Source organism: Streptomyces sp. NRRL S-37, from assembly GCF_000721605.1.
In the GTDB taxonomy this organism is placed as follows: domain Bacteria; phylum Actinomycetota; class Actinomycetes; order Streptomycetales; family Streptomycetaceae; genus Streptomyces.
Window position 1 is genome coordinate 1 of sequence record NZ_JOIZ01000050.1, and the last position, 9,622, is coordinate 9,622.

Below are 9,622 nucleotides of genomic sequence, written 5' to 3' on the forward strand. Positions count from 1 at the left end.
GCACGTGTGGGCGTTCGCGGTGGGCTGGGCGCTGCTGGCCGGTGTGATCGGCTTCGTGTACTTCTGGAAGGCAGAGGAGAAATACGGCCGTGGCTGACACCACCGACGAGAAGGTCCCCACGGTCATCGCGGACGACCTGCACATCGTCTACCGCGTCAACGGCGCGAAGACCGGCAAGGGAAGCGCCACGGCGGCGCTCAGCCGCATCGTCAAGCGGGGCGAGGAGCGGGGCGTGCGCAAGGTGCACGCCGTGCGCGGCGTCTCCTTCGTCGCCTACCGGGGCGAGGCGATCGGGCTCATCGGCTCCAACGGCTCGGGCAAGTCGACCCTGCTGCGGGCCATCGCCGGACTGCTGCCCGCCGAGCGGGGCAAGGTCTACACCGACGGCCAGCCCTCCCTGCTCGGCGTCAACGCCGCCCTGATGAACGACCTGACGGGCGAACGGAACGTCATATTGGGCGGGCTCGCCATGGGGATGTCCCGCGAGCAGATCAAGGCCCGCTACCAGGAGATCGTCGACTTCTCCGGCATCAACGAGAAGGGTGACTTCATCACCCTGCCGATGCGTACCTACTCCTCCGGCATGGCGGCCCGGCTGCGCTTCTCCATCGCCGCCGCCAAGGACCACGACGTCCTCCTCGTCGAACTGTCCGGCGGGGCCCGGCGTCTGCAAAAAGGACGTCAACTCCGGCCGCCCGGTGGAATCTTGACGCCGATCGGTGTGTTGTCGTGGTGCGCGCGGACCCCCGTCGTCACGCGCCATGTCGCACAACGTAAGCTGTACCGGTCCCGAAAGGCGGCAATCAGGGCCATAATGCCCGACACCATCCAACGGTGCCGTATGGCGGAAGCCTCGGCGGCGTGTCCGAAATAGTATGCATTGGGTCGGCAGTGTAGAACGGGAGATGTGACGGCAATGGCTACGGAGACTCCCCGGCTGAACGCAGCGTGTGCCGTCCCCGCCCACGGCAGTCCGCGATGACGTCCGTGTCCGCGGCGCGTGCCGTCGACCCCGAGCGCGCCACCCTCGACAAGGCAGCCGCCGAGAACTTCCCCGTGGCCCCCTTCTTCCTGCCCCGGCCCTGGCGTGACGACCTCATGGCGGTGTACGGGTTCGCCCGTCTGGTCGACGACATCGGCGACGGTGACCTGGCCCCCGGCGGCACCGACGCCCGCCTCCTCGGGGTGACCGGGAAGGACGCCGAGGACCGGCTGGTGCTGCTGGACGCCTTCGAGGCGGACCTGCGCCGGGTGTTCGACCCGGCGGGCCCCGGGCCGGGCCATCCGCTGCTGCGCCGGCTCCGCCCGACGGTCCGCCGCCGCGGACTGACCCCCGGGCCCTTCCTCGGCCTGATCGCCGCCAACCGCCAGGACCAGCTCGTCAAGCGGTACGAGACCTACGACGACCTGCTCGCCTACTGCGAACTGTCGGCCAACCCGGTCGGCCGTCTGGTCCTCGCCGTCACCGGCACCTCGACACCCGAGCGGGTCCGCCGCTCCGACGACATCTGCACCGCCCTCCAGATCGTCGAACACCTCCAGGACGTCGCCGAGGACCTCGGCCGCGACCGCATCTACCTGCCCGCCACGGACATGAAACGTTTCCACGTCCAGGAGGCGGACCTCGCCGCACCCAGCGCCGGCGCATCGGTGCGCGCACTGGTCGCGTACCAGGCGGAACGCGCCCGCGGACTGCTGAATGAAGGCTCCCCCCTCGTGGGTAGCGTCCACGGCAGGCTCAGGCTGTTGCTCGCGGGGTTCGTGGCGGGAGGAAGGGCGGCCCTCCACGCGATCGCCGCCGCCGAATACGACGTACTTCCCGGCCCGCCCAAGCCCGGCAAGGTCCAGTTGCTGCGCGAGGCGGGCGTGACTCTGCGAGGAAAGGGGTGATCCGGACCGTGGAGTCGCAACCACCCGCGTCCGCACCGGTACTCGCCGCCTACAGCTACTGCGAGACCGTCACCGGACAGCAGGCACGCAACTTCGCCTACGGCATCCGGCTGCTGCCGGCGCCCAAGCGGCGCGCGATGTCGGCGCTGTACGCGTTCTCCCGGCGCGTCGACGACATCGGCGACGGCCCGCTGGCGAACGACGTCAAGGCGGCCCGGCTGGAGGACACGAGAGCGCTGCTCACCCGGATCCGCGACGGCGCGGTCGAGGAGGACGACACCGACCCGGTCGCGGTCGCCCTCGCCCACGCCGCCGCGCACTTCCCGATCCCCCTCGGCGGCCTGGACGAACTGATCGACGGCGTCCAGATGGACACGCGCGGGGAGACCTACGAGACCTGGGACGACCTCAAGGTCTACTGCCGCTGCGTCGCGGGCGCCATCGGGCGGCTCTCGCTCGGCGTGTTCGGCACCGAACCGGGCGCGCGCGGCGCCGAACGCGCACCCGAGTACGCCGACACCCTCGGCCTCGCCCTCCAGCTCACCAACATCCTGCGCGACGTCCGCGAGGACGCCGAGGGCGGGCGCACCTATCTGCCCGCCGACGACCTCGCCAAGTTCGGCTGCTCGGCCGGGTTCGACGGGCCCACGCCACCGGAGGGCTCCGACTTCGCGGGCCTGGTCCACTTCGAAGTACGCAGGGCCCGCGCCCTGTTCGCCGAGGGCTACCGGCTGCTCCCCCTGCTCGACCGGCGCAGCGGCGCCTGCGTCGCCGCCATGGCCGGCATCTACCGCCGGCTCCTGGACCGCATCGAGCGCGACCCCGGGGCGGTGCTGCGCGGCCGGGTCTCCCTGCCCGGACGCGAGAAGGCGTACGTCGCGGTGCGCGGCCTGTCCGGCCTGGACACCCGGCACGTGACCCGGCGCACCGTCAGGAGGCGCGCCTGATGGGCATCCCGCACCCCGGCGGGAAGCGGCGGGCAACCCTCCGCCGAGACGCCGCGTCCCCCACTGAGACGGCCGGTCCCGCACCGTTCGAGCGGCGCACCGGCCGGGCAGGGGAGGGCGCATGAGCCATGGCACACGCTCCGCGGGGCCGCGCACGGACGGCCCCGTTCCGGCGGGACGGCACGCCGTCGTCGTCGGCGGCGGGCTGGCCGGCGTCACCGCCGCGCTGGCGCTCGCCGACGCCGGGGTGGGCGTCACCCTGCTCGAAGGCCGGCCGCGCCTGGGCGGACTCGCCTTCTCCTTCCGGCGCGGCGACCTGACCGTCGACAACGGCCAGCACGTGTACCTGCGGTGCTGCACCGCCTACCGCTGGTTCCTCGACCGGATCGACGGAGCCGCGCTGGCACCGCTGCAGGACCGCCTCGACGTGCCCGTCCTCGACGTCACGCGCCCCGAGGGGCGGCGGCTCGGCAGGCTGCGGCGCGACGCGCTGCCCGTGCCCCTGCATCTGGGGCGCGGCCTCGCCACGTATCCGCACCTGTCGCTCGCCGACCGGGCCAGAGCGGTCCGGGCCGCGCTCGCGCTGAAGGGGCTCGACCTCGCCGATCCGGCCCTGGACACCCAGGACTTCGGCAGCTGGCTGACCGCGCACGGCCAGTCGGCGCGCGCCGTCGAGGCCCTGTGGGACCTGGTCGGGGTCGCCACCCTCAACGCGGTCGCGGGCGACACGTCCCTGTCGCTCGCCGCGATGGTGTTCAAGACCGGTCTGCTGTCCGACCCCGCGGCGGCCGACATCGGCTGGGCCCGGGTGCCGCTGGGGGAACTGCACGACCGGCTCGCCCGCAAGGCGCTCGACTCCGCGGGCGTGCGCACCGAGGTCCGTACCCGGGTCACCTCCGTCTCCGCGAACGGCGACGGAGGATGGAGCGTTCAGGTCCCCGGGGAGACGGTCCACGCCGACGCGGTCGTCCTCGCCGTACCGCAGCGCGAGGCGTACGACCTGCTGCCCGCGGGCGCGCTCGACGCCCCCGGACGGCTGCTCGACATCGGCACCGCCCCCATCCTCAACGTGCACGTCGTCTACGACCGCAAGGTGCTCGCCCGGCCCTTCTTCGCCGCCCTCGGCACCCCCGTGCAGTGGGTCTTCGACCGCACCGGCGCGTCCGGGCTGAAGCGCGGCCAGTACCTGGCGCTGTCCCAGTCGGTCGCCCACGACGACATCGATCAGCCGGTCGCCGTACTGCGCGAGCGGTACCTGCCCGAACTGGAGCGGCTGCTGCCGCGCACCCGCGGCGCCCGGGTCGAGGACTTCTTCGTCACCCGGGAGCGCACCGCCACGTTCGCTCCCGCCCCCGGCGTCGGACGCCTCAGGCCCGGCGCCCGCACCAAGGCACCCGGCCTGTACCTGGCCGGAGCGTGGACCGCCACCGGGTGGCCCGCGACCATGGAGAGTGCGGTCCGCAGCGGCGTCGGCGCGGCGGACGCCGCGCTGAGCGCCCTCGGCCGGCCCCGCCCCCGCCACCTCTTCGCGATCGAGGAGGCGGCCTGATGCTGCAACAGAGCGGCGCGGCAGGTCCCCGCACCCCCGGTACCGCAACAAGAGGAGAGACTGTGCCCCCTGTGCCCCCGGCCTCGCAGGCCGCTCGAAGGACCGCGGTGGACGTGTCCGCGCTCCTGGAGCGCGGGCGGACCCTGGCCACACCGGTACTGCGGGCGGCCGTCGACCGCCTGGCACCTCCCATGGACACGGTCGCCGCCTACCACTTCGGCTGGATCGACGCCCACGGCCGGCCCGCGGACGGCGACGGCGGCAAGGCCGTGCGCCCCGCCCTGGCCGTGCTGTCCGCCGAGGTCACCGGCGCCGCCCCTGAGACCGGCGTCCCCGGCGCGGTCGCCGTCGAACTGGTCCACAACTTCTCCCTCCTGCACGACGACCTGATGGACGGCGACGAACAGCGCCGGCACCGCGACACCGTCTGGAAGGTGCACGGCCCCGCCCAGGCCATCCTGGTCGGCGACGCCCTGTTCGCCCTGGCCAACGAGGTGCTGCTGGAGCTCGGCACCGTCGAGGCCGGCCGCGCCACCCGCCGGCTGACCACCGCCAGCCGCGCCCTCATCGACGGCCAGGCCCAGGACATCTCCTACGAGCACCGCGACCGCGTCAGCGTCGAGGAGTGCCTGGAGATGGAGGGCAACAAGACCGGCGCCCTGCTCGCCTGCGCCAGTTCCATCGGCGCGGTGCTCGGCGGCGCGGACGACCGCACCGCCGACGCGCTGGAGCGGTACGGCTACCACCTCGGCCTCGCCTTCCAGGCCGTCGACGACCTCCTCGGCATCTGGGGCGACCCGGAGGCGACCGGCAAACAGACCTGGAGCGACCTGCGCCAGCGCAAGAAGTCCCTCCCGGTCGTGGCCGCGCTCGCGGCGGGCGGCCCCGCCTCCGGGCGGCTCGGCGAGATCCTCGCCGCCGACGCCAAGAGCAGCGACTTCGCGACCTTCTCCGAGGAGGAGTTCGCGGCCCGTGCCGCCCTCATCGAAGAGGCCGGCGGCCGTGACTGGACCGCCGAAGAGGCACGCCGTCAGCACACCGTCGCCATCGAGGCCCTGCACGCCGTGGACATGCCCGACCCGGTGCGGGAACGGTTCACGGCGCTCGCGGACTTCGTCGTCGTACGAAAGAGATGATCACTATCGGTCGAATAGCCCTCGCGTAGTCGCCGGCCGGTGACCGGGGAGAACGGCACCGGCCGACGGCGGACCCACAGCAGACACCACTCGCAGGACTGCACGAAGGGGAAGCCATGACAGCGACGACCGACGGAAGCACCGGGGCGGCCCTGCCGCCCGCGGTGGCCGCGGCCAGCGAAAACGACACCGACATCCCCGAGGCGGCCGGGGTTCCCGACATCGCCGCCCGCGCCATGCGGCGCGCCGCCGACTTCCTGCTGTCCCGGCAGGACGACCAGGGCTGGTGGAAGGGCGACCTCGAGACCAACGTCACGATGGACGCCGAGGACCTGCTGCTGCGTCAGTTCCTCGGCATCCGCGACGAGGACACCACCCGCGCCGCCGCCCTGTTCGTCCGCGGCGAGCAGCGCGAGGACGGCACCTGGGCCACCTTCCACGGCGGACCCGGGGACCTCTCCGCCACCATCGAGGCGTACGTCGCGCTGCGGCTGGCCGGCGATCCGCCCGACGCCCCGCACATGGCGAGAGCCTCCGCCTGGATCCGCGAGCGGGGCGGCATCGCCGCCTCCCGTGTCTTCACCCGGATCTGGCTGGCTCTGTTCGGCTGGTGGAAGTGGGAGGACCTGCCCGAACTCCCGCCCGAGCTGATCTGGTTCCCGTCCTGGGTGCCGCTCAACATCTACGACTTCGGCTGCTGGGCCCGGCAGACCATCGTGCCGCTGACGATCGTCTCCGCCAAACGGCCGGTGCGCCCCGCCCCGTTCCCGCTGGACGAGCTGCACACCGACCCGGACAGGCCCAGCCCTCCCCGGCCGCTCGCCCCGGCGAGAAGCTGGGACGGCGTCTTCCAGCGGCTGGACAGGGCCCTGCACACGCTGCGCGGAGCCGTCCCGCGCCGGCTGCGCGGGGCGGCCATGAACACCGCCGCCCGCTGGATCATCGAACGGCAGGAGAACGACGGCTGCTGGGGCGGCATCCAGCCCCCGGCGGTGTACTCGATCATCGCGCTGCACCTGCTCGGCTACGACCTGAACCACCCGGTGATGCGCGCGGGCCTGGAGTCACTGGACCGGTTCGCCGTGTGGCGCGAGGACGGGGCCCGGATGATCGAGGCCTGCCAGTCCCCGGTGTGGGACACCTGCCTCGCCACCATCGCGCTGGCCGACGCGGGCCTGCCCGCCGACCACCCGCAGCTGGTCAAGGCCGCCGACTGGATGCTCGGCGAACAGATCGTGCGGCCCGGCGACTGGTCCGTACGCCGGCCCCATCTGCCGCCCGGCGGCTGGGCGTTCGAGTTCCACAACGACAACTACCCCGACATCGACGACACCGCCGAGGTGGTCCTCGCGCTGCGCCGGGTCAGGCACCACGACCCCGAGCGGATGGACAACGCGATCGGGCGCGGGGTGCGCTGGAGCCTCGGCATGCAGTCGAGGAACGGCGCCTGGGGCGCGTTCGACGTCGACAACACCAGCCCGTTCCCCAACCGGCTGCCGTTCTGCGACTTCGGCGAGGTCATCGACCCGCCGTCGGCCGACGTCACCGCGCACGTCGTGGAGATGCTCGCGGTCGAGGGCCTCGCCCACGACCCGCGCACCCGGCGCGGCATCCAGTGGCTGCTCGCCGAACAGGAGCCCGACGGCTCCTGGTTCGGCCGCTGGGGCGTCAACTACCTCTACGGCACCGGCTCCGTGGTCCCCGCGCTGACCGCGGCCGGGTTCCCCGCCTCGCACCCGGCGATCCGGCGGGCCGTGGCCTGGCTGGAGAAGGTGCAGAACGACGACGGCGGCTGGGGCGAGGACCTGCGCTCCTACCGCTACGTCAGGGAATGGAGCGGTAAGGGCGCCTCCACCGCCTCGCAGACCGCCTGGGCGCTGATGGCGCTGCTCGCGGCGGGGGAGAGGGAGTCCAAGGCCGTCGAACGCGGTATCGAGTGGCTGGTGTCCACCCAGCGTGAGGACGGCTCCTGGGACGAGCCGTACTTCACCGGCACCGGCTTCCCCTGGGACTTCTCCATCAACTACCACCTCTACCGGCAGGTCTTCCCGCTCACCGCGCTCGGCCGGTATGTGCACGGGGAGCCGTTCACCGGGAAACCGGCCGCGGCGAAGACCGCGGCCGGGCCCGGACAGACGCTCGCCGAGGCGAAGGGAAGCTGATGAGCCCCCAGCCCGCCCCGGCCCCGCTGCTGATCGCGTGCGCGCTCGGCATCGAGCAGTTCGCCCTGCGCAGGCGCGAGCGGGGCACCTGGGGCGGGCCGGTCACCGTCCTGCGCACGGGCATGGGGCCGGCGGCGGCCGAACGCTCCGTCACCCGGATGCTCGCCGGCCCGGACCTGAACCGGGCGGCCGTCCTCGCCACGGGTTTCTGCGCCGGCCTCGCCCCCGGCATGCACCCCGGCGACCTGGTCGTCGCCGAGGAGACCCGGGACCCGCGCGGCAGCGTCCCGTGCGCGGGAACCGAACTGCTGGTGAAGGAGCTGGGACGCGCGGTGCCCGGACGCACCGTCCACACCGGGCCGCTCACCGGCTCCGACCACGTCGTCCGCGGTCACGAACGGTCCGCTCTGCGCGCGACCGGCGCGATCGCGGCCGACATGGAATCCGCCGCCACGCTCCTGAGCGCCGTCCGGGTGGGCGAGCGCCCGGTTGCGGCCGTCCGGGTGGTCGTGGACGCTCCTGAACACGAACTCGTCCGGATCGGCACGGTGCGCGGTGGAATATCGGCTTTCCGTGTTCTCCGGTCCGTACTCCCGGCTTTCCAAGAATGGCACCGTTCCCTGCCGCTCCCCAGGAGGTGAGCCAGATGGCCATGCCGCTGCGTCAGTCCATCAAGGTCGCTACATACTTGGCCGAACAGAAGCTCCGCAGGCGGGACAAGTTCCCGCTGATCGTCGAACTGGAACCGCTCTTCGCCTGCAATCTGAAGTGCGAGGGGTGCGGCAAGATCCAGCACCCGGCCGGGGTGCTCAAGCAGCGGATGCCCGTCGCCCAGGCCGTCGGCGCGGTACTGGAGTCCGGGGCGCCCATGGTGTCGATCGCCGGCGGCGAACCCCTGATGCACCCGCAGATCGACGAGATCGTGCGCCAGCTGGTGGCCCGCCGGAAGTACGTCTTCCTGTGCACCAACGCCATGCTGCTGCGCAAGAAGATGGACAAGTTCACCCCGTCGCCGTACTTCGCGTTCGCCGTGCACATCGACGGGCTGCGCGAGCGCCACGACGAGTCGGTGGCGAAGGAGGGCGTGTTCGACGAGGCCGTGGCGGCCATCAAGGAGGCCAAGCGGCGCGGCTTCCGGGTCACCACCAACTCGACCTTCTTCAACACCGACACCCCGCAGACGATCGTCGAGGTGCTCAACTACCTCAACGACGACCTGGGGGTCGACGAGATGATGATCTCGCCCGCCTACGCCTACGAGAAGGCCCCCGACCAGGAGCACTTCCTGGGCGTGGAGCAGACCCGGGAGCTGTTCAGGAAGGCCTTCGCGGGCGGCAACCGGCGCCGCTGGCGGCTGAACCACTCCCCGCTGTTCCTGGACTTCCTCGAGGGCAAGGTCGACTTCCCGTGCACCGCGTGGGCGATCCCCAACTACTCCCTCTTCGGCTGGCAGCGCCCCTGCTACCTGATGAGCGACGGCTATGTGCCGACGTACCGGGAGCTGATCGAGGACACCGACTGGGACAAGTACGGCCGCGGCAAGGACCCGCGCTGCGCCAACTGCATGGCGCACTGCGGCTACGAGCCCACCGCCGTCCTCGCCACCATGGGATCTCTGAAGGAGTCGCTGCGCGCCATGCGTGAGACGGTCTCCGGGAACAGGGAGTGAGGCCATGACCGCTGTCTCCCTCGGCATCCCCGGGATGCCCCTGCCGCCGCTCGCCGAGCGGCGCGCCTCGCGGCGGATCGAGGTCGGTCCGGTGCCGGTCGGCGGCGGCGCCCCGGTGTCCGTGCAGTCGATGACGACGACGCGCACGTCCGACATCGGCGCCACGTTGCAGCAGATCGCCGAGCTCACCGCCTCCGGGTGCCAGATCGTCCGGGTCGCCTGCCCCACCCAGGACGACGCCGACGCCCTCCCGGTGATCGCGAAGAAG

General features: G+C 72.4%; 10 protein-coding genes and 1 pseudogene. All 11 read left to right on the forward strand.

The features are described from left to right. Positions 1-97: pseudogene (locus tag IH50_RS41390) on the forward strand (ABC transporter permease); the annotation flags it as partial. Next, entirely contained in the window at positions 90-875 is a 786-nt protein-coding gene (locus tag IH50_RS0136410) for an ABC transporter ATP-binding protein (protein WP_234328329.1), read from the forward strand. The pseudogene IH50_RS41390 and the gene IH50_RS0136410, both read left to right, overlap by 8 nt. A 104-nt stretch (positions 876-979) precedes the next feature. Continuing rightward, positions 980-1,891: a squalene synthase HpnC gene (hpnC, locus tag IH50_RS0136415; protein WP_030872726.1), complete on the forward strand. Its 912-nt coding sequence runs from the start codon at positions 980-982 to the stop codon at positions 1,889-1,891. After that, complete coding sequence (gene hpnD / locus IH50_RS0136420) at positions 1,888-2,838, forward strand: presqualene diphosphate synthase HpnD (protein WP_030872729.1); 951 nt, start codon at positions 1,888-1,890, stop codon at positions 2,836-2,838. The genes hpnC and hpnD overlap by 4 nt, the downstream gene beginning before the upstream one ends. Next, complete coding sequence (locus IH50_RS43665) at positions 2,838-2,963, forward strand: DUF6380 family protein (RefSeq protein WP_420709173.1); 126 nt, start codon at positions 2,838-2,840, stop codon at positions 2,961-2,963. The genes hpnD and IH50_RS43665 overlap by 1 nt, the downstream gene beginning before the upstream one ends. Then, entirely contained in the window at positions 2,960-4,387 is a 1,428-nt protein-coding gene (gene hpnE / locus IH50_RS0136425) for a hydroxysqualene dehydroxylase HpnE (protein WP_030872732.1), read from the forward strand. Before IH50_RS43665 ends, hpnE begins: the two co-directional genes overlap by 4 nt. A gap of 71 nt (positions 4,388-4,458) precedes the next feature. Further along, positions 4,459-5,523, forward strand: a complete 1,065-nt coding sequence (locus IH50_RS0136430) for a polyprenyl synthetase family protein (protein WP_037873572.1) — start codon at positions 4,459-4,461, stop codon at positions 5,521-5,523. Between the two features lie 116 nt (positions 5,524-5,639). Then, positions 5,640-7,685: a squalene--hopene cyclase gene (shc, locus tag IH50_RS0136435; protein WP_030872737.1), complete on the forward strand. Its 2,046-nt coding sequence runs from the start codon at positions 5,640-5,642 to the stop codon at positions 7,683-7,685. Then, positions 7,685-8,326, forward strand: a complete 642-nt coding sequence (locus IH50_RS0136440; RefSeq protein WP_030872740.1) for a hypothetical protein — start codon at positions 7,685-7,687, stop codon at positions 8,324-8,326. The genes shc and IH50_RS0136440 overlap by 1 nt, the downstream gene beginning before the upstream one ends. 5 nt (positions 8,327-8,331) lie before the next feature. Further along, positions 8,332-9,354 (forward strand): adenosyl-hopene transferase HpnH, encoded by a 1,023-nt coding sequence (gene hpnH, locus IH50_RS0136445; RefSeq protein ID WP_030872743.1) that lies wholly within the window; start codon positions 8,332-8,334, stop codon positions 9,352-9,354. A gap of 4 nt (positions 9,355-9,358) precedes the next feature. Continuing rightward, positions 9,359-9,622 (forward strand): flavodoxin-dependent (E)-4-hydroxy-3-methylbut-2-enyl-diphosphate synthase (locus tag IH50_RS0136450; protein WP_030872747.1); only part of this gene is annotated, 264 nt, incomplete at its 3' end.